This window comes from Proteus hauseri ATCC 700826, assembly GCF_001654965.1.
Lineage (GTDB): Bacteria > Pseudomonadota > Gammaproteobacteria > Enterobacterales > Enterobacteriaceae > Proteus > Proteus hauseri.
The window spans coordinates 84584-104706 of record NZ_LXEV01000022.1 but is presented as its reverse complement, the minus strand read 5'-3'; the positions used below and the strand labels follow the sequence as shown (position 1 = coordinate 104706).

Sequence of the window (20123 nt, the reverse complement as noted above, 5' to 3'; positions counted from 1 at the left end):
AAATGGCACAAAAAGGAGGGTTTTTAGTCAAAAATAGAATATTGATAAATAAGAACAATTAAGCACTTATTATTCTTACTTTTCACTTAAATAGTCATATTCAATAAATTTAAATAAAGAAAAGAACCGATAAGAAGGCGAGGACAGTTAATAATAAGCTGATATTAACGACTATTCTAAAGTGGTCAGAAAAACTTTAAGTAATTGATTCAATGTTTGTTGCTCTTGAGTAGATAACCCTTCGACTAAACGTTTTTGGTTTTTTACATGGGCCTCAATAACTCGATTAATTAATTCAAGTCCTTCAGGGGTTAAGGAAACTAAAAAACTACGTCCATCTTCAGGATTTACTTTACGAATTACCCATCCTGCTTTTTCTAGCTGGTCAATACGATTTGTCATCGTGCCAGATGTCACCATTAAAGTAGATAACATTTCACCAGGGGATAAGGTATAAGGTTCTCCTGCTCGACGTAATGTAGCCAGCACATCAAAACTAGAGGTATTCAGACCAAATTGGCTAAATACTTTCTCCATTTCACGAGAAAGATGCAGGGTGATATTCCCTAACCGACCAATTAATCCCATCGGACTAATATCAAGATCAGGTCTTTCACGCTGCCATTGTTGTGTAATTTTATCGATTCTATCCATGCATTCATCATGACGATTATTTATCTTGACGTCAAGCTACTATCAATTTATCTTGACCTCAAGATAAATTGATAGAGCAAATATATGAATCGATATACCATTCTTTTTCTTACTGCTTTAGCCCCCATTGTGTGGGGCAGTACTTATATTGTTACCACTGAAATGTTGCCCGCTAATGTGCCAATGACTCTAGCTGCATTACGTGCATTACCTGCCGGAATTTTATTATTAATTATAATGAGACAACTTCCTCAAGGGATTTGGTGGTTACGAGTTGCCATTTTAGGTATTTTAAATTTCTCCCTATTTTGGTGGTTACTGTTTATTTCTGCTTATCGCTTACCCGGTGGTGTTGCGGCAACTGTTGGTGCAGTACAACCGCTCATTGTATTATTTTTATCACGCTGGTTATTACAAAGCCGTTTATCGTGGCTTTCGGTATCGGCTGCATTAAGTGGAATTTTTGGCGTTGCAATATTATTACTCACACCAAATGCAGCACTTGATCCTCTCGGAATTATTGCAGGTTTATGTGGCGCATTATCAATGGCGGCGGGTACTGTATTAAGTCGACGCTGGCAGCCACCCGTTACACCACTTACCTTCACTGCATGGCAATTAACAGCAGGGGGATTAATTTTACTGCCTTTTGCATTATGGTTTGAGCCTGCATTACCCTCATTAACGGCTATTAATCTGCTTGGATTAGCTTATTTAGCGCTGATTGGTGGTGCTATTACTTATATTCTTTGGTTTAGAGGCTTAGCCTTATTAGGGCCAAGTTCTGTAGCTTCATTAGGTTTTTTAAGCCCTCTAAGTGCTGTTATTTTAGGATGGATACTATTGGAACAACAATTAAGCACATTACAACTCTTTGGTATGGCAGTAATATTAATCAGCATTTGGGCTAGCCAACAATCAGAAAAACGTACTTTAGCAAAGCTAAAATAACTTATTCTTCATTAAGGTATTAATATGTTATTTTAAAAAGCATCAAACATAATATTAAATAAAGAATAATCAAGAGAGAGTTATTATGCCTATATGGGTAGATGCTGATGCTTGTCCTAAAGTAATAAAAGAAGTGTTATATCGTGCAGCAGATAGAGAAAAAATGATTGTCACTTTTGTGGCTAACCAGCGATTAACCATACCAGCATCGCCTTTTTTACGTACATTACAAGTTTCTGCCGGATTTGATGTAGCTGATAACGAAATTGTACGCAGAGCTGAAAGTGGTGATTTAATAATTACTGCGGATATTCCGTTAGCCGCTGAAGTAATAGAAAAAGGTGCAGCTGCACTTAATCCAAGAGGCGAACGCTATACAGAAGCGACAATACGTGAACGTTTAAATATACGTGACTTTATGGACACAATGAGAGCCAGTGGTATTCAAACTGGAGGGCCTGCAAGTTTAAATCAGCGTGATCGCCAGCTATTTGCTAATGAATTAGATAAATGGCTTTTACAGCAAAGAAACAAAGCTAAATAAATTTACTGCATATATTATCTGCAATAAAAACGGGCCTATTTATCATTGCCCGTTTTCTTTAGGATAAACTGTAAATTTTTACTATTTTATGACATGTTACACATAACATTTGCTGCCTGAGCTACTTGGTTTTTTCCCTTTAAATACATGAGGGCCATCCATCGTTAATTTAAGCTCATTATCTATGCGAGTTAACCAAGGTGTCGCTTCACTGCCTGCTCGAGAGGTAACACCCGATGGTTTTAATGTAATGCTATCTTGATCAATTTCAATAATGCCAATCACATAGGTATAAATCATATTATTGAAAAAGCCTTTTTTATATTCACAAGAACATTCAACAATTTGATTACCATATTCCATTCTCATGGTGGGTTTCAATGACGCCACAGAAACACAACCGTTGCTAACAGCAGAATAAACACTGCATACTAAAGCCACTTTACCGCCCATCAATTGTGATATTTCCGGATTAATTTCAACGGTTTCACAACCAGGTTGATCTCGACTAACACTAACAACATCACCTGTATGAAAGACAAAGGGATCGACATTAAAAGCACCGATTTTATCTGGCGCTTGAATAATAGACATTTGCCCATTTGGACGCAAAATACCTACACGTAGGTCTAAATCATCATTATCCTTACCATCTCCATTATCTATCCATGTTGCGCTCACTAAAATACGCTTAGGTGCATCACTACCTTTTAGTAATGACACTTTATGGCTACTATCAGGTTTGGTCAGTTTCACCACACTTTTTTGAATATTTACAGGATTTACGGGTGGTGTAACAACTGGGGCGGGCTCTTCAACGTCAATACCATAAAGATTACATAATCCAATAAGTCCCGAAGCAAATCCTTGCCATACTGCACGCACTTTATTTTGCCCATTTCTAATATAAAGCTCTAAAACAACAATTCCTGTTTCTTGTGAAAACTGACTTGGCGCTAACTCAATTACCTCATTATTTATCAACACTTGAGCTTTTAATTGTTGAACAGCAGAAAAACCACCGGCATTGCCATCCTGAGTTAGGGTTATCGCTATTTTAGTAACATGTGCGGGTAAGCAAGAGAAATCAAAATCAATACTATGAATAACAGTTGAGCCTTGTGTTACAGGAGAAATAAAAGAAGCTGCTCCCGAAATATGATGAGGGGCATTAAAGAAAACCATATCTTCATCATTTACAACTTTACCTGATCCTGTCACTAAAAATGCAGTCAGATTAATATCAAGATTATCGCCTACCGCATGTGAAACTTTAACTTGTCCTTTGTTTACACTAAGAGACGTATTCTCACCCGGTTGTAATGTTTTACTCATGTAACCACTCCTTGATTGTGAAGACTAACTGCAAGAAATTAATGTGATGTATGTAATAATAACTTTAATTAATTATTTATTCGGTGATCTCTTTCACTTTCATTTGATATCAAAAATAGATGAATTTATTTATACTCTTTGAAAAATTCATCCATCAAGACAAGAGGTAATCATGTCGTTTTCTAAATCTATGCTTGCGTTGGCTGTTATGGCCGTCTCTTTTTCTAGTTATGCTGCTAAACAGGCTGATTTGATGATAGTCGATGGTACCGTTCTAACTATGAATAAACAAAACAAAATCATAGAACAAGGCACTGTCGTCGTAAAAGAAAATAAAATTGTCGCAGTGGGTGGCCCTGAACTGGCTAAAGAATATCAAGCCAATAAAGTATTAGATGTTGATGGCGATATTGTTATGCCGGGTCTTATTAATACTCATACTCATGGTTCGATGACCGTATTTCGTTCATTAGCAGATGATGTACCAGATAGACTTCATCGTTATATATTTCCACTAGAAAATAAGATGGTTTCTCGTGAAATGGTTCGCGTGGGTGCTAATTTAGCCAATATTGAAATGGTGAAAGGCGGTGTAACCACTTATGTTGATATGTATTATTTTGAAGATGAAGTTGCAAAAACGGTAGATAAAATGGGGAATCGTGCAGTATTAGGCGAATCTGTCATTAACTTCCCTGTTGCTGATGCACAAACACCAGAAGAAGGTATTCAGTACGCGGTAAACTTTATTAAAGAATATAAAAATCATCCGCGAATTACGCCTGCTTTTGCTCCTCATGCTCCTTATACTAACACTACTGAGAACTTACAGAAAATTGCTAAGTTATCTATTGAGCTCGACGTTCCTGTGATGATCCATTTAGCAGAAACAGACCGTGAACAAGAAGAAATTGCTAAACGTACTGGTGGTAAAAGCCCTGTACAATATATGGCTGATATTGGCGCATTAAATAATAAAGTGATTGCCGCTCATGCCATTATGGTTGATGAAAAAGATATCGATTTACTAAAAAAATATGATGTTGGTGTAGCACATAATATCAGCGCAAACACCAAATCAGCAAAAGGCGTAGCACCTGTCGTTGCAATGTTAGAAAAGGGCGTTCGTGTTGGTTTAGGCACAGATGGTCCAATGTCGAGTAATACATTAACCACCATGAACGAACTGAATTTAGTTGGCAAAATTCATAAATTAGAAAATAAAGATCGTGCTGCAATGCCACCATTAACCGTTGTTGAACTTGCAACAATGGGGTCGGCAAAAGTACTGCATATGGAAGACAAATTAGGCTCATTAGAGCCTGGTAAATTAGCTGATATTATTGTTGTCGATACTAAATCACCAAATATGGTACCAATGTATAGTCCTTATGCAGCACTAGTTTACGGTGCTAATGGCAGTAATGTTCGCCATACAATTGTTGATGGCACAGTATTAATGCAAGATCGTAAATTACTCACTGTTGACGAAAATGCCATTATTAAAGAAGCTCAAGCATTTTCTGATCAAGTACGTAAAACTGTTATTGAAAGCGGTGAAATCGTTAAATAAAATCGCATTAGATTTAAATCTAAAAACTAAACGGGTGTATTGGTAAATACTTTACATCCGTTTTTTATCACAAAAAATTTCTTTGTAAAAATAAAAACGTCACACTTAAGTAATACGCCGTTTTAAATAGTAAATATTTTAACTATTACCGGATAAATACTTTAATTATTTAATCCAATTCAATTCAATTAATTCAGAACTCACTTTTTATTTCAGATAAATACTAGCACCTAACTTACACTATAATTATCAATAGGTTATTCAGGGACAAAAAAATACTATTTATATTTAAGTTTATTCTGTTATCTAGTTAACGAAAGATGAAATATTATTTAGTAAGACATTTAATGGCATTTTAAAACTGACAATAACTAACACTCTCATCAACTATGGATGGAATATCAGCGATGATTAAGACAAATAAATTAACTCAGTCACTTTTCTTACTTTCTTTTGTAACGGCATCTAATGCTATCGCCAATGAACAAAAAATAGCAGATGAACTAAATATTGTTTACCAAGATGTAAAACTTAACCAAGCTACCGTATTTTTACGTGGTGCTGAAATTGAAAATAGCGTAACACTGAATCTAGCAGCAGGGCAAAGTGAAGTGGTGTTGTCCAATATAGCCAACAATATCGATCAGCGTAGTCTTGCAATTAATCTTGATAATAACGATATTATTATCAATTCCGTAAACGTTAAAAAAATTCCTATTGCCCCCGTTTACCCCGCATTTATTACTGCATTAATGGAACAACAAAAAGAAATTAACAAGAAAATTGAAGAGCTTAATATCGATATCAATGTTGGTGATGAACAGCTGGCCTTATTAAAGGACAAAAATTTTTTTGGTGAGCAAAATACACTCTCATTAGAGCAATCCGCTCAAAAGCTTGATTTTATTCGCCAAAAAATGGCGACGACTTTAAATCAACAACGACTTAATCGTGATGAAATCGCCAAGTTGACCGAAAAATATGAAGAACTAAATAGACAAATTGAAATTAATGCACCTATTGTTGCTCAAGAAAAAACACAAATTGTTATTTCTTTAGGAGCAGCAAAAAATGTAACCAGTAAATTGCGTATTTCCTATATTACACCTGATGCTGGTTGGTCACCAACTTATGATATTCGTAGCCAAGGTTTAGATAAACCAATTACTCTAACTTATAAAGCTGACCTAATTCAAAATACAGGGATCAATTGGGATAAAGTTAAATTAGTTCTTACCTCAACCAACCCATCGGGTAATATTGCATCACCAACACTAACACCTTGGTACTTATCACTTTATAACGATAACGCAAAATTTAGAAATAAGAGCATGGCAGCACCGGCACCAATGATGGCGGAAATGAGTTCTGATGCTATTGCAGTTGAAGGAAAAATGAATAAAGGCGTCGCTCAATATGTAATGACAAATAATAATGGTATTAATGTCAGCCATGCTATCGACTTACCTTATACGATAAAAAATAGCACCCAGCCAAATTCATTAGTTATTAATCAAAAAGATATCACGGCAAACTACCAATATTTAGCGACACCTAAACTAGCTGAAGAAGTTTATTTACAAGCTGGAGTTAAAGAATGGGAAACATTAAATTTACTTAGTGGTAGTGCCAATATCTATTATATGAATAATTTTGTTGGTAACACTTATATCAATACTGAAGAGTTAAAAGAACAGCTAGAGATCCCATTAGGTATTGATAAAAACATTCAAATTAGTCGTATAAATAGCGAAAAAACCAGAAAAGAACCTATTTTTATTGGTACAAGTATTGAGCTAAAAGAAAGTTACCAGATCAAGATAAGAAATATGTACAATAATCCAATAAAATTAATAGTATACGATCAACTACCACTAAGCCAAGAAAATAGTATTAATGTAACTGATGCGGTATATAAAGAGGGTGTGCTTAACAAAGAGACTGGCGAAATAAAATGGAATGTGGAGTTACAGCCCAAGCAAGAGAAAATATTATTATTAAATTACACGCTTTCTTATCCTAAAAATAAATATATTAATGGCCTATAACCTATTTTTGCTTTATCACTTAGAACATTAATGATTATTTAAAAGGTGCAGAAATGCACCTTTTAAATTCAAGTTTTTTCAAAACATCATCAGTAAACATAGCTGATTTAATCTGACTGTTTTACAATTTTATTAACACTATTCTTAATAGTTTCTCTTAACCATAAAATTTTTGCATTATGTGAATGTCGCTTATGCCACAACTGAATAAAAGGTAAATCCAGTTGCTTAGATATAGCGGTAGGTAGAGGAATTGGAAGAGTAATTAAATCAGGCAATACTTTTCGGACATAATGTAAACAATATCCTGGAGCGCAGGTAATTAATGAATGTCCTGATTGCGCCACCATAAATAAAGATTGTTCAAAAGAAGTGTAAGTCACAACAATATTTCGTAAACGCCCATGTTCACTTAGCACATCATCCAGTGCCCAATGACTTCTTTTATCATATTCAGTACTAACATGTGGGTAACGCAAAAAAGTATCTAAATCCCATGTTCCTTTTAATAATGGATGATTTTTATGTACATAAACTAATGGGGTATCAGAAAATAACACTTCATAATCAATTACATCAGGTAATAAATCGAGTAATTCCTTTGAACGTGGATAATACTCTCGACCGACCAAACCAATATCAACATCGCCATCAATAATGCCAGCAAGTGAATTATATTCCCAATTTCTAATTTGAAGTGTTGATTCGGGGTAATAGCTTAATATTTGCTGAGGAAACTGCGGCAGCATAACTTGATGTAAAGGCGACTCCATAACTAAATGGAATCTAACACCGTGGGGAATATCAATATTACTTTTACCCGTAATATGGTGGCTAATATTAATAAAATCAGATAAAGATCCTTCAATGCTTAATGTCAGTGGGGTTGGAATTAATCCCTGAGGACTACGCAAAAATAACGGATCATCAAACCAAGCTCTTAATTTAGCTAATGCTTTACTCACCGCAGATGGTGAAATGGATAACCATTTAGCAGTAAGCGTAACACTTCTTTCTTGTAAAAGAATTTGTAGGATCACCAATAAATTTAAATCCATTTTGTGCAAGGGTTTATGCATTAGAAACAACCTCTTGAGATTGATTTAACGAGCTAAAGAAGCGCAACAAAGTAAATCCAATAACACTACTTGCTAGTAAAATAATAATTAGCATTGTAATTGCAGGAATTCCTATCCATCCCATAATCCAAATATACAAAGAAGCAAAACTTAACTGAGCAATAGCTAACACTGAACTTGCTAATCCAGCACGTTGGCTAAAAGGAGAAAGCGCTTGGCTCATTATATACCAAATAACAGAGCAAACCCAGCACCACACAAAGCAAAAGCGATAAAGAACCAGTAATTCTCTTGCACTAATCCTAATAATAAAAAAAGAGCGGCACAGAAAAAAATTATTAATCCGGTATACAGAATTGTGGAATAACTAAATTTAGATAATATCTTTGGCATTAAAAATGACGTTGTCATACTCACAAGAGAAAGTAGCGTCATCACAGTAGAATATTGACCTGTTGTGTAGTTCATTTGCTGCATAATAACAATAGGTGAGATATTAACATAAGTCAGGATCACCCCCATTCCTAAACAAGAAATAAGCAGGCGACTCAGAAATAAAGGATTTAATAAAGATTCATTTACTGAACTTATTTTCACTAAATCAGGAGTAAATTTTTTATTTGGATCTATTTTCTGTTTCGTTTCTTTTATACCAAAAAGACAAAATACAAAGTTAATCAGGGCATAGCCCGCCATAAAAAAGAACATTGTTGGCCATTCAAAACGCAGTAAAATTAAATAACCTAAAACAGGTGCTAAAACAGGAACAATGCACGTTATCCCATTTAGCATTGAGAGTATTTTTGCTCTTTGTTGTTCTATTAATGTGTCTCTCAATATGGCAAAGGTGACAACGTAACAAAACCCAGCGCCAATACCTTGAAAAAAACGAGCTATTAAAAAGCTATTTTCTGTTATCGAAAACCCAGACTGTAATGATGCCAGCATAAATACTACTGTTCCCAAAAGGGCAATAGGTTTGCGACCGAAGTGATCGGAGCACCAGCCAGCAATTAACATTGTTGACGCCATACCTATAAGATAAATAGAAAAAGCCATATGCAAAGTTGCTTCTGTTGCTTGTAAATCCCGAGCAATAGCCGTTAATCCAGTTAAATGCAGATCAACACCTAATGGATAAATTAGTACGATACAGAAGCTAAAAATAATATATTTCATCATAAAAAATAGCTCATTATTAAAGATTAAGCGCTATTTTAAAGGGATATATAGATGAAACCTAATGACAAAAAAAGAAATACAATTTTCCATTTTGGAAAAAAGTGATAACTAAATAGTAAAAAATTATTGCTCTTTTTTAGGAATAAAACTCAAAATAGGGTTATGTTTTTTTAAGCCAAAAGCTAAAAACATGTGTTAATAACATCAGCAATAATGCGCTATTGATGACTATTATCTCCCCACAGAGAACTCAGATAAAACCTAGCTAATTTGCTGATAAAGTGACACCAAACTAACCCCCTTAAATTTTAATTAGAGATACTCCTATGCCTTGGACGTTTTCACACCCAGCTATTGTTTTTCCATTGAAACAATCTCGAATAGGAAAAAATCTCAATTTACCTGCTTTAATTGTAGGAAGTACTTCACCTGATTTACTTTATTCTTTTGGCTTATATCAAGCATCAGCAACAGCTCACCATCTTTTAGGTTGGTTTTATACTGCATTACCATTGTGTTTGCTGATTTTTATCCTAAATTATTTATTACGATATCCATTAAAATGTGTATCACCTATCCCATTAAATAATCCCATGCAATTTACTCTAGGAGGTCTAGGGATCTTTCTATTATCTCTATATATTGGCGCATTAACTCATATTGTATGGGATTCATTTACACATGAAACAGGTACCGCTGTAAGGCTTTTATCGGTATTGCAAACACATATTTGGCAGGGAATGACGAATGGGCAAGAACTGGCTATTTATAAAATACTCCAGCATCTTGGTTCTGTATTAGGCTTGCTCTATTTATGTTGGAAATATACCCAATATCAGCGAAAACAAGATCTACAAAGCAAAAAAGAAAATCGGATTAAGCTTTATCGTTTAATGGGAATAGGGGGGATTTCAGGATTATGCGCATTACCTTTAGCATTAAAATTTTCAGATAAAGGATATGGGATAAATATTAACCGTTTTATATTTCTTGAGCTTTCTCTCTCTGTGCCTTTTTTCTTTGGCATGATGATAATTGTAGGGATTTGGTTATGTCGTCATAACAAAGATTAAAATAAAAACTGCACCTTAAATAGGTGCAGCACATTGCGCTTGTGGATATTAATTTTATCGATTCGTAACAGATACCTTAGTTATTAATAATGGAAAATAATAAAGAAATTACTTATTTTCTAACCACTGCATCACTTCTTCATACGTTCCACGATAAATAATTTTGTCTTCTTTTTTACTTAATTGATAACGATACATAGGATCATAATATTCATTAAGTAATGGTATTAACCAAGCAAAGTGGACTTCAGTATTACCACTTGCTCTCTGTTCTATTAAGGCATTATCTAATAATTGCGTTAGTTCTGTCGCTCGTTGAGAGCCTAATCGACGACGAATAGCAAATAAACCATGATGTAAATATTCGCTATAAGCTTCCCAACCTTTAGCTTCGCCATAAGCAGCCAAGAAATCATGCGTCATTCGATCAAAATACTCTTCTTTTAATCGTTCAATGCGTCGTTCAAAGGGATCTTCAACAATAACTAATGACGCATTTGCCATCTGAACACGTAAACTTTCAGGCAATCCATTAGCACCAATAGCACGGCCTTCATCTTCTAACACCCAACGGGTATTTTGCTGAGATTTTTTAAGCATTTCAACGGCAAGATGGTTTTCAAACGTTGCCTGGGGAAACTGCTCTTGTAAAGTTCGGCCAAAGGATGACCCTCGGTGGTGTGCAAATCCTTCTAAATCAATACCTTCAGATAAGGCTCTAACTAATGTTGTCTTACCATTACCAGTACAACCCCCAATGAGCACAATAGGGCGTTGTACTAATTCATTCGTTATCTCAATAGCGGCTTGCCTTAACGTTTTGTATCCACCTTCTATCAATGGAAAATCAATACCTATGTCTTTTAGCCATTTTTGAACTATATGAGAACGCATTCCTCCACGCGCACAACAAATATATCCGTTAGGAAAACGCTCACATGCTGCTTTCCATGCAGCTAATCGATTAGCGCGAATATCACCATTAACTAATTGATGACCTAATTCTACTGCCTTTTGTGAACCATGTTGTTTATAACAAGTCCCTACAGCAGCTCGTTCTTCGTCGTTCATTAACGGTAGATTAATCGCTGCTGGCATTGAGCCTTGATTAAATTCGATGGGTGCACGTACATCAATAATGGGTGTTTCGCTAGCAAGAATATTTCGGATATTTTGAGCAGTAGAGGCTAATTCCATAATAAAAACTGTGGTATCTAATCAGACTAAAGGATTGGTTACTATACTCTTAATAGGTCGCGATGACACGAAATGTTCACATTAATGAGAACATTAGATATGTTGTTTTAATACTCATATGCCTATTTTTCAGTGATATTACTCTATCGAAATTAAACCCCAATCTAAAGGAAATATAAGGATCAGTTTATGTAAAAATATTTATTCCTCTAATTTTATGCTATTTTTTTAAGATTGCTCAACTAATTACACACAGTAAATAAAAAGCGCTATAGTATTTAAAGCGAATAATAAATTTTATCATAAAGTGATGGGTGCATTATCTTGAACTTAATTAGAAAACATTATCGTGTTATCAGCTTAAGCATGATAACGCTACTATTAACAGGTTGTTCTCAAAGCCATTCTCCTTTTATTGCTATGTTAGGAGCTTATTTTCCCTATTGGATGTTATGCACCTTTATTGGTTTATTAGGGGCTTTTGGTATACGAGTACTTCTTATCTATTGTGGAATTGATGATAAATTACCGCTGCCTTTGTTATTTTATTTTGCGATATTGTTATCAATTTCTTTAACTATCTCTTTACTTTATTTTGCTCATTAAATTATGAATAAAAAAATCAAAAAGAACCTGGCTCGCATTATCACCGTTATTATTTTTGTGATTACGCTACTTTTATTGTGGAAAAGTCTCCAATTATCCGCACTAAATCCGCTAAGTGAAGATGCTATCATTGATGCAAATAAAATTAATATATCATCCACTGTTCCTGGGCGTATTAGCTCAATTTATGTAAAAGAAAATAGCCATATTAATAAAGGTGATCTTCTTTTTACCATTGACCCAACAATGTATGCACTAAGAGTCGAACAAGCGAAAGAACAATTGCTTATCGCAGAGGCGGCACTCAGCAATAAACAGCGGGTTATTATAGCTGAAACCTCAAATTCAGAAGTAGCTGAGGCTCAAATAAAACGTGCACAAGTAAACTTATCACTTGCAACACAATCACTTAATCGATTAGAGCCTTTATTAGCAAAAGGTTTTGTTACTGCACAACAAGTTGATGATGCCAGAACATTAAAACACGATGCACAAGTCAGTTTAAAGCAAGCACAGAAACAAAATACAGCCTCAGAAGCATTAATAAATAACACTGATTCAGAAGAAGCTCTCGTAAAATCGTTAAAAATTTCATTAGAAATGGCTGAATGGGAGTTGAGTAATACAGAGGTCAGAGCACCAAGTAATGGTTATATTGCTGGATTGACTTTATCACCAGGTGAGTTTGTTATTTCAGGACAATCTATATTTACATTAATTGATACTGATACTTGGTTTGCTAGTGCTTATTTTAAAGAAACAGATTTAAATAATATTCAGGTTGGCAGCTGTGTTGTTATTTACTCCATGATTGATAATAAACGTCCAATTAAAGGGAGAGTAGAGGGAATTAGCCGTGGCGTTATGTCTACCGACCTTATTAATGTCCCACGAGATTTACCTTATGTTCCTAAGTCTTTAAATTGGGTGCGTGTTGAACAGCGTTTTCCAGTTAAGGTAGTTATTACTGAACCGCAAGAAGACCTTATGCGTGTTGGTGCAACAGCAACTGTAAATATTATATCTAAAGATGATGATTGCTAAATCTTCACTAATAGCTAAGCAAATAAAAAAAGATTTGCTTCCATTTGATTATCGCTTTGCGACTACTTGGCGTATTGCATTACTTTGCGCCTTAATGGCCGTCATCGCGATGATTTATGAAATTCCGGAGTCTGCAATCAGCTGTTATTTAATTATATATTTAATAAAAGCTGATGCCGTACAAAATATCTTACTCTCTCTTGGCGTCATTATTTTATGTTCTATTGTCGTCTGTGTTGTGTTTTTTCTTTTTAACCTCACGATTCAAAATATAATTTTACGTTTTTTCTTTATGGCTTTATTCTCAGCCATATTTATGTATTTAGCATCTGCCAGTAGTCTTGGTGATATAGGTAATCTAGTTGCTCTTGTTATCGCATTTTTAATGACTTTAATAGAAGACGTTCCATTTGGTGATGCAGCTACAAGAGGGTTGTTATATGCATTATTAATGGCTGTATCACCAATGTTATTAGTCATTTTATTTAATTTTTTCTTAGGCATTAGTCCTAATACATTACTCTTAAATAAAATTTCCACTCGATTTTTAACCGCCAGTGATTTCTTTTTGGGTAAGAAAGCAAACCAATTTGAAAAAAGTGAAATACTGAGTACACAAACAGAATGTAAACGTTACTTAATGTTTATTAAAATATTTCATTTAAAAGGAAAAGAAGATATTAAATGGCTTGAAAATATGATTGATAATTCGTATCAAATATTAATCATGTCATTAAGCCTAGCGGATAACACGCCAGCATCAATTCGTATTCTTTTATCTAAAAGAAGTACATATATTGCTCATTGTTTTACTCATCATCAATTAGAAAAAATAGAGCAAACAACTAATATATCTGCCTTAACATCCAAAAATAGCCTCTATTTACTAAATAAATTTGATGAGATACTCATCGAAAAAAGAACGATAAAACCGGAAAAGAAAGAAAATAATTTTTTTGTGAAAGATGCGTTTACAAACCCTAATCATAAATACTTTGCTATTAAAACAACGTTAGCGGCTATTTTATGCTATCTATTTTATGATTATTTTAAATGGCAGGGCATTCATACCGCAATGATCACTTGTTATGTTGTCGCTTTAACCACTGTAGGGGAAACAGTTCACAAACTGACATTACGGATTATTGGTTGTTTAATCGGTGCGGTAATTGGTATGGTTTCGCTACTGTATATTATCCCTAATCTATCTGATATTTTTCAGCTAATGATATTAATCTTTTTCTGTATATTACCCGCAGCTTGGATTGCAGCAGGCAATGAGCGGATCTCTTATGCTGGCGTTCAAATTGGTTTAGCATTTTTGCTTACCGTATTACATGGATTTAAACCAAGTTTTGATATGGATGTTGTTTCAGATAGAATATTGGGTATCTTACTAGGCAATATTGTGATGTATATTATTTTCACCCGAGTATGGCCAACAAGTATTGTTAATACAATATATAAACAGCTTACTACTGTTTTAGATAATTATACTGATTTGAAATTTTCATCTAATAAAAATGAAATGTTAGATTTAGTTTCATCTATCAATGAAACAATCTCAAAGTTAAAAGACAATATTAATTTATTTCTTTTTGAAAAAGAAAACAATGAAAAAAATAAAGAATTAATTCTGTTTTTTGAAGAAGCGTTAAGTAAGATTTCTTATATAAGTCGTCATGATTATTCGCAAAGGTTTTTCTTTAATGATAAAGACAATATCGAAGATTTAGATGTAAATTTAAAGAGAGAGTCAAAAGATAATTTTAAAGCATCTATTTTAAATGAAGAGATGAAAATGTTATCTACTGATGAAAGAGAACTTGTATTTAAAAATTTAATAAGAGAAAAGTGATGATGATAAAATCAGTGATTAATAATAAAAAGCAGATACTGTCCTCTTTATTAAGCCTATTACTTGTTGGCTGTATTGATACAAGTGATTCATTTAAATACTATTCTCAACAATCGATGCCGTATGATAATGCAAAATATATGTCCTCTTCTGCTGAACAATTCTTAGACAAAAATACATCATTAAAAGCGAATTACGGGTTAGCTGACCTTATTGATCTTGGGCAACAAAATAACCCTGAAACACGTATCGCATGGGAGTTAGCCAAAAAATCGGCAACAGATATCGGCATGGTGGAGAGTACCTATTTACCTGTTATCACTGCAAGCGCATTAGGAGGATATCAAAGAGGAAAAATAAACCTACCTGAAAATCCTATTATTGATGATGTAAAAACAACAAACAGTGCTTTTATTCCTGCGCTTACCTTTAGATGGCTGATTTTCGATTTTGGTAAACGTTCAGCATTAGTAGATGCAGCAAAGCATGCTTCTTTAGCAACAAATCTTAATTTTAATCTAATGCATCAAAAAATTATTCACGATGTTTCCGTTGCTTATTTTAACTATGGTGCAGCAAAGAAAAAAATAGATATTACATCTCAATCACTACAAAGAAGTAAGGATATTTTGAATGCGATTGAGCAAAAACGAGCTAGGGGATTAGCAACTGTACTGGATGTAGCATTAGCCAAACAACAAGTTGCACAAGTTGAATTACAAAATGTCTTAGCGAAGGGGCATGAAAAAGATCAATATCAGATATTGTTATCAACTGTTGGTATATCGCCTTTTCAAAAGTTCAATATAGACTATAGTGACGAATATGTGTTACCTGATGATATTTCACCATTAACTCACGATATGATTAAAAAAGCGCTATCACAACGTCCCGATATTTTAGCGCATTATGAATTAACACAAGCCGCGGTTAAAACAGCTCGCTCAGTAGAATCTGATTATTTTCCTAAAATTTACCTAGCAGGGGGTATTGCAGGGGGAACTGGTAGTTTGGATGTACAAGGTTTACCGGATATTAATCAACATACTTCATCATCCAATATTCTTATTGGTGTTAGCATCCCATTATATGAAGGAGGAATGCGACAATCACGGATGAAAAATGCACAATCAGATATTGTATTGGCACAAGAGAATCTACGTAAAAGCCAAGATATCGCGATAAGAGAAATTACTATTAGTGAAAATACATTAAAATCTGCGCTGGAAGCAAATAAAGCATCTAAAAACTTAATGGATACAACACAATTAAGTTATACCGCAAGTGTTGATTTCTATAATAATGGATTAGGGACAGTGACAGAGATTAATACTGCAGAAATTGCTTTATTAAATGCCCAAATAGCGAATATAGATTCCTATACCAGTTCATTAATTGCTGCGGTTGATTTAGCATTTTCATTAGGTGAAATTGATAATAGTTTACCTAATACAATATCTCATTAATTTTTTGTGTAACACTGCGTGCAATTTGCTACATTATCGTATTAGAGGCATTTTTAACAAAATAGCTTTTTACCTCTAATACGATGATAAAAAATACGTTATTTCTTCACATTAATCTTTTCAAAAACAGGTTTACTTGAATTTTTAAATTGCGCAAGAGAATATTCAGCATAGTTGATATCGTTATAGCCTCTTACCTGCATCACACCATTAGTTAAATCCGATAGACTGGTCCAAACGGTATATTCCGTTTGAAGCTCTTTACTAGTACTTTGGCTCTCTCCCATCACATCTGCTGTTATATTTTTGGTTCTATCAAAACGATTCATAATATGTGCGAGTGTATTCATCGCTTCTTGTGTGGAATCTGCTTTAGGTGCATATGTTGAGAAATAAACAGCACGAACAAAACGTCCTACAGAAGTATCTGATGAAGGTAAACTTGATACTGCAATACCACTATCAGGTTGTATAACTTTTATATTTCCTAAAACCGCTGATGATCTGTCAATATTAGTTAATTGACTGAAATTATTCAGATTGGTTAAATGCCAAGGAAAATCAGGCCCATTTGTCATTGCGCGAGTTGGATTTTGATAAACGTGCAATTGACCATTTAAAGCCTCAACAACAATACTACCGCCATTTTTATCATGAAACGCATAATGGAAAGGAGATTTTAAATTACCAAAATTTGTTAATACAGGATCCCAAAAATAGCCAGACTCAACCGCTTTTTGCACTTCTTCAACAGTTGAAAAATTAGCTAATGCCCATTCACCAATAGAGATAACAGGAATAGATTTATCGTAATTTTTAGGTTCAATAGGGGATAATTCTGCTTCTGTTATCATATTGGCGCTAAATGATAGTCCTGCACTATTAAGACCTTGTAGTAAATTATGGTCACCACCATCAAAATAGATATCTGTCGTAATCGCTAATATGTCATATTTAGCACTATAACTTAGACCTTTTTCACCATTAGGGGCTAATTTTGTGAATTGTGTATTTTGTGGATAATAAGAAACCCATGACGGTAGCTCAGACGACAATTCTAATGTTCTGCCTTGATAAACATTATTTTTTTTATCCGTTATAGCTAAACTAGAGCAAGCTTCACTTGTTAAAGAAACAGCAAGTAACGAGGGGAGTAAACAACTTAATATTTTATTAAACTTCATTATCATATTCCTTAATTTAACAATCTCCTTATAATTTAGTTTAAAAAGCTGAGACTACAAGTTACTGAGTAATAATTAATAAATAATTTTTAAATTTCGAGGTTTTTGTGATATTTGAAATAATTAGAACGGTTTTACACTACAGCCTACATTTTTTAGTGCCCATATTGTTTGGTTATTTATTTTGGCGCAAAAACTGGAAGGTAGCTTCGATATTAATGATATCAACAATGGTAATCGATGCCGACCACCTGTTAGCAACCCCTATTTTTGATCCTAATCGCTGTAGTGTTGGGTTTCATCCTTTGCATACAATCTGGGCTGCGATAGTTTATTTTGCGTTACTATTTATTCCTTCATGGAAATTTAAAGCGATTGCAGTAGGGTGTTTATTTCATTTATTTACTGATTCGTTGGATTGCTATTTGGGAGGGTTAACACAAAATGCACTAACAACACTGAGTTGTGACAAACCAATCCATAAGTATTTACCATCCGATTTTTTTATTTAACTCGATGATTTTTGCAGGGAATAGCCCCTGCAATGATTTTTGGTTTTATTTTTTTCGTAAACCTGATCCATACAGCCATAATAATTAGCAATATACCCACAATTTATTCATTTTATGTCCTCACTTATTGAGTCAATAGCGTAATTTTATACATTTTTCCTTTAGGGGCGAAAATAAATAGAGCATAAATGTGCTTACCGTATTTTTATTGCTTTCTTAAAATATTTTAAGCAAAAAATCTTGGTAATTGTTTGAAGCATGGGGTAGAGTTTTCAGTCTTTTTTTTCATACTAAGTCTAGCTGGGGAGGCTGAATGTTTATTGGCTTTGATTACGGAACGTCAAATTGTTCTGTTGCGATAATGAAAGAGGGAAAGCCAACCCTTTTGCCTTTAGAAGGTGATGATTTTTATATTCCATCAACACTTTGTGCGCCTACCCGTGAATCTGTTTCTGAGCACTTATTTCGCCATTTAAATATCAAACCTTCAAGTGAGATAGGTGAGCAATTACTGCGAAAATCAATCGCTTTTAATCGAGATGAAGATATTGAGCTAGTTCCTGAAGATATTTTGTTCGGACAGTCTGCACTTAGTTTATATCTTCGTGATCCCCGTGATGTTTATTACGTTAAATCGCCTAAGTCCTTTTTAGGTGCTTCGGGTTTACATGATATACAAATTAGTTTCTTCGAAGATTTAGTTTGCGCCATGATGGCAAATATTAAACATCAAGCTGAAAAAAGTACGCAAGAAACGATTACTGATACCGTTATTGGTAAACCTATTAACTTTAATGGGCTAGGTGGAGAGGCTTCAAATAAACAGGCTGAAAATATTCTTATTCGTGCGGCTACACGTGCTGGTTTTAAGAATGTTATGTTTGAATTTGAACCTGTCGCTGCGGGTTTGGAATACGAAGCCTCATTAGAAAAAGATCAAACTGTACTGGTTGTAGATATTGGTGGTGGTACAACAGATTGTTCGTTAATTCAAATGGGGCCGAGTTATCGAGGTAAAACAGATCGCTCAAATACATTACTTGCTCATAGTGGGCAGCGTGTTGGCGGTAATGATCTTGATATTTATCTCGCATTTAAACAATTAATGCCTCATTTTGGCATGACCGGTTCAATGTTATCAGGCATTCAATTACCACTGATGCATTTTTGGGATCCTATTGCGATAAATAACGTTGAAGCACAAAAAAATTTCTATTCTCGTCAGAATTTGGCTGTATTAAACCAATTAAAACGCGATGCTCAAGAGCCAGAAAAAATAGCTCGTTTAATTGAAGTTTATAATGAAACCTTGGGTTATAGCCTAGTTCGGCGCGCTGAAGAAGCTAAAATTGCGTTATCAGATTCTCCTGACTATATAGCAAATATTAAATTACTCAGTGAAACGCTTGAAGTTAATATTGAGCATCAGCAAATGATCGATGCGATAGAATCACCAAAAAGCAAAATGATTGAGTTAGTCAATAATGCTGTTCAGCAAGGGGGAATAAAACCTGATGTCATTTTTATGACCGGAGGTTCAGCGCGTTCACCTGTATTATGCCAAGCAATACAGCAGCAATTACCTAATATCCCGATAGTTAAAGGCAATGATTTTGGTTCTGTAACTGCGGGCCTTGCGCGTTGGGGTGATATTTGCTTTAAATGAGTAACTTTAAATAAGCAGTTTAAGATAATTGATTTTATCAATATATTAAGGCGTCTATTGTATTCAATACTATATTGAGTGTGTATAGACGCTTTTTATTTTAGATATAAAACGACACAACATATAAAAATTTTATAAAACAGGAGTACAC

The 20123-nt window shown here is 34.2% G+C and carries 16 protein-coding genes and 1 pseudogene; 11 read left to right on the top strand and 6 right to left on the bottom strand.

The features are described from left to right. Window positions 1-171: 171 nt before the first annotated feature. Entirely contained in the window at window positions 172-654 is a 483-nt protein-coding gene (locus tag M997_RS09630; protein WP_064719909.1) for a MarR family winged helix-turn-helix transcriptional regulator, read from the bottom strand. A gap of 84 nt (window positions 655-738) precedes the next feature. On the opposite strand from M997_RS09630, the gene M997_RS09625 reads away from it, so the two are divergent. Together M997_RS09625 and M997_RS09620 are read left to right on the top strand one after the other, a co-directional pair. Next, window positions 739-1605, top strand: coding sequence for an EamA family transporter (locus M997_RS09625; protein ID WP_064719908.1), 867 nt, complete (start codon window positions 739-741; stop codon window positions 1603-1605). A gap of 85 nt (window positions 1606-1690) precedes the next feature. Beyond that, a complete protein-coding gene (locus M997_RS09620) occupies window positions 1691-2149 on the top strand; it encodes a YaiI/YqxD family protein (protein ID WP_064719907.1) in 459 nt (152 codons plus the stop codon). 96 nt (window positions 2150-2245) lie between these two features. Here the strand turns inward: M997_RS09620 and M997_RS09615 are convergent, their stop codons facing one another. Then, a complete protein-coding gene (locus M997_RS09615) occupies window positions 2246-3484 on the bottom strand; it encodes a TerD family protein (RefSeq protein WP_064719906.1) in 1239 nt (412 codons plus the stop codon). Window positions 3485-3656: 172 nt separating this feature from the next. On the opposite strand from M997_RS09615, the gene M997_RS09610 reads away from it, so the two are divergent. Together M997_RS09610 and M997_RS09605 are read left to right on the top strand one after the other, a co-directional pair. Then, the gene (locus M997_RS09610; RefSeq protein WP_064719905.1) at window positions 3657-5057 is read left to right on the top strand and encodes an amidohydrolase; all 1401 of its coding nucleotides are present in this window, start codon (window positions 3657-3659) and stop codon (window positions 5055-5057) included. Between the two features lie 407 nt (window positions 5058-5464). After that, window positions 5465-7105 (top strand): DUF4139 domain-containing protein, encoded by a 1641-nt coding sequence (locus M997_RS09605; RefSeq protein WP_064719904.1) that lies wholly within the window; start codon window positions 5465-5467, stop codon window positions 7103-7105. 107 nt (window positions 7106-7212) lie between these two features. Here the strand turns inward: M997_RS09605 and yidZ are convergent, their stop codons facing one another. Both yidZ and M997_RS09595 read right to left on the bottom strand, forming a co-directional pair. Next, the gene (gene yidZ, locus M997_RS09600) at window positions 7213-8184 is read right to left on the bottom strand and encodes an HTH-type transcriptional regulator YidZ (RefSeq protein ID WP_064719903.1); all 972 of its coding nucleotides are present in this window, start codon (window positions 8182-8184) and stop codon (window positions 7213-7215) included. Next, window positions 8177-9366, bottom strand: a pseudogene (locus M997_RS09595) (MdtL family multidrug efflux MFS transporter). The gene yidZ and the pseudogene M997_RS09595 overlap by 8 nt, the downstream one beginning before the upstream one ends. A 326-nt stretch (window positions 9367-9692) precedes the next feature. Between M997_RS09595 and M997_RS09590 the strand changes: the two are divergent. Continuing rightward, on the top strand, window positions 9693-10439 hold the full coding sequence (locus M997_RS09590; protein ID WP_064719902.1) for a DUF4184 family protein: 747 nt from the start codon (window positions 9693-9695) through the stop codon (window positions 10437-10439). A 108-nt stretch (window positions 10440-10547) separates the two neighbouring features. Here the strand turns inward: M997_RS09590 and mnmH are convergent, their stop codons facing one another. Then, window positions 10548-11636, bottom strand: coding sequence for a tRNA 2-selenouridine(34) synthase MnmH (gene mnmH / locus M997_RS09585; RefSeq protein WP_064719901.1), 1089 nt, complete (start codon window positions 11634-11636; stop codon window positions 10548-10550). A gap of 324 nt (window positions 11637-11960) precedes the next feature. On the opposite strand from mnmH, the gene M997_RS09580 reads away from it, so the two are divergent. The 4 genes from M997_RS09580 to M997_RS09565 are packed head-to-tail and all read left to right on the top strand — an operon-like array spanning window position 11961 to window position 16610. Then, the gene (locus M997_RS09580) at window positions 11961-12242 is read left to right on the top strand and encodes a YtcA family lipoprotein (RefSeq protein WP_064719900.1); all 282 of its coding nucleotides are present in this window, start codon (window positions 11961-11963) and stop codon (window positions 12240-12242) included. A gap of 3 nt (window positions 12243-12245) precedes the next feature. Continuing rightward, a complete protein-coding gene (gene mdtN / locus M997_RS09575) occupies window positions 12246-13286 on the top strand; it encodes a multidrug transporter subunit MdtN (RefSeq protein WP_064719899.1) in 1041 nt (346 codons plus the stop codon). Then, window positions 13273-15144 carry an FUSC family protein gene (locus M997_RS09570; RefSeq protein ID WP_064719898.1) on the top strand — a complete coding sequence of 624 codons (1872 nt, stop codon included), beginning with the start codon at window positions 13273-13275 and terminating at the stop codon, window positions 15142-15144. Before mdtN ends, M997_RS09570 begins: the two co-directional genes overlap by 14 nt. Next, window positions 15144-16610: a TolC family protein gene (locus tag M997_RS09565; RefSeq protein ID WP_064719897.1), complete on the top strand. Its 1467-nt coding sequence runs from the start codon at window positions 15144-15146 to the stop codon at window positions 16608-16610. The genes M997_RS09570 and M997_RS09565 overlap by 1 nt, the downstream gene beginning before the upstream one ends. 98 nt (window positions 16611-16708) lie before the next feature. On the opposite strand, the gene M997_RS09560 is transcribed toward M997_RS09565, so the two are convergent. Then, window positions 16709-17797, bottom strand: coding sequence for a linear amide C-N hydrolase (locus tag M997_RS09560; protein ID WP_064719931.1), 1089 nt, complete (start codon window positions 17795-17797; stop codon window positions 16709-16711). A 104-nt stretch (window positions 17798-17901) separates the two neighbouring features. On the opposite strand from M997_RS09560, the gene M997_RS09555 reads away from it, so the two are divergent. Together M997_RS09555 and yegD are read left to right on the top strand one after the other, a co-directional pair. Next, complete coding sequence (locus M997_RS09555; RefSeq protein ID WP_064719896.1) at window positions 17902-18306, top strand: DUF6122 family protein; 405 nt, start codon at window positions 17902-17904, stop codon at window positions 18304-18306. Between the two features lie 313 nt (window positions 18307-18619). Continuing rightward, window positions 18620-19972, top strand: a complete 1353-nt coding sequence (gene yegD / locus M997_RS09550) for a molecular chaperone (RefSeq protein ID WP_064719895.1) — start codon at window positions 18620-18622, stop codon at window positions 19970-19972. Window positions 19973-20123 lie beyond the last annotated feature (151 nt).

Bases quoted from the DNA above. Each gene is read 5' to 3' on its own strand.
- M997_RS09630 (WP_064719909.1), bottom strand. From the start codon at position 654: ATGGATAGAATCGATAAAATTACACAACAATGGCAGCGTGAAAGACCT.
- M997_RS09625 (WP_064719908.1), top strand. From the start codon at position 739: ATGAATCGATATACCATTCTTTTTCTTACTGCTTTAGCCCCCATTGTG.
- M997_RS09620 (WP_064719907.1), top strand. From the start codon at position 1,691: ATGCCTATATGGGTAGATGCTGATGCTTGTCCTAAAGTAATAAAAGAA.
- M997_RS09615 (WP_064719906.1), bottom strand. From the start codon at position 3,484: ATGAGTAAAACATTACAACCGGGTGAGAATACGTCTCTTAGTGTAAAC.
- M997_RS09610 (WP_064719905.1), top strand. From the start codon at position 3,657: ATGTCGTTTTCTAAATCTATGCTTGCGTTGGCTGTTATGGCCGTCTCT.
- M997_RS09605 (WP_064719904.1), top strand. From the start codon at position 5,465: ATGATTAAGACAAATAAATTAACTCAGTCACTTTTCTTACTTTCTTTT.
- yidZ (WP_064719903.1), bottom strand. From the start codon at position 8,184: ATGCATAAACCCTTGCACAAAATGGATTTAAATTTATTGGTGATCCTA.
- M997_RS09590 (WP_064719902.1), top strand. From the start codon at position 9,693: ATGCCTTGGACGTTTTCACACCCAGCTATTGTTTTTCCATTGAAACAA.
- mnmH (WP_064719901.1), bottom strand. From the start codon at position 11,636: ATGGAATTAGCCTCTACTGCTCAAAATATCCGAAATATTCTTGCTAGC.
- mdtN (WP_064719899.1), top strand. From the start codon at position 12,246: ATGAATAAAAAAATCAAAAAGAACCTGGCTCGCATTATCACCGTTATT.
- M997_RS09570 (WP_064719898.1), top strand. From the start codon at position 13,273: ATGATGATTGCTAAATCTTCACTAATAGCTAAGCAAATAAAAAAAGAT.
- M997_RS09565 (WP_064719897.1), top strand. From the start codon at position 15,144: ATGATGATAAAATCAGTGATTAATAATAAAAAGCAGATACTGTCCTCT.
- yegD (WP_064719895.1), top strand. From the start codon at position 18,620: ATGTTTATTGGCTTTGATTACGGAACGTCAAATTGTTCTGTTGCGATA.